The organism is Paracoccus aurantiacus (genome assembly GCF_007993065.1).
Taxonomy (GTDB): Bacteria; Pseudomonadota; Alphaproteobacteria; order Rhodobacterales; family Rhodobacteraceae; genus Paracoccus; species Paracoccus aurantiacus.
Genome location: NZ_VOPL01000034.1, coordinates 1 through 533, shown reverse-complemented (window position 1 = coordinate 533; position 533 = coordinate 1). Strand labels below are relative to the sequence as shown.

Genomic DNA, 533 nt, shown 5'->3' with positions numbered 1-533 from the left:
GTCGAAACTGAAAGAAGCGGGGGTTGTGTGATGGCTGTTCTGCTGCTGGGTGAAGTCACCAATGGAGAGCTGAGCGTCGATGCCACCGCCAAGGCGGTGAACGCGGTCAAGGGCTTAGGCGATGTGACGGTGCTGTGCGCGGGCTCAAGCGCGAAGGCTGCGGCTGACGAGGCCGCGAAGATCGACGGCGTGGCCAAGGTGCTGGTGGCCGAGGATGATCTGTATGGTCATCGTCTGGCGGAACCGACCGCCGCGCTGATGGTGTCGCTGGCCGGGGATTACGACCACATCGTTGCCCCTGCCACGACCGATGCCAAGAACATCATGCCGCGTGTGGCCGCGCTGCTGGATGTGATGGTGATTTCCGATGTGTCGGGCGTGGTCGATGCGGAGACGTTCGAACGCCCGGTCTATGCCGGCAACGCCATCCAGACGGTGAAGTCGAAGGACGGCAAGAAGGTCATGACCATCCGTACGGCGTCGTTCGATGCGGCGGGTCAGGGCGGATCGGCCAGCGTGACCGCTCAGGCCGC

The 533-nt window shown here is 63.8% G+C and carries 1 pseudogene; it reads left to right on the top strand.

Features of this window, described 5'->3' with window-relative positions:
* Positions 1–30 precede the first annotated feature (30 nt).
* Positions 31–533, top strand: a pseudogene (locus tag FQV27_RS18730) (electron transfer flavoprotein subunit alpha/FixB family protein); the annotation flags it as partial.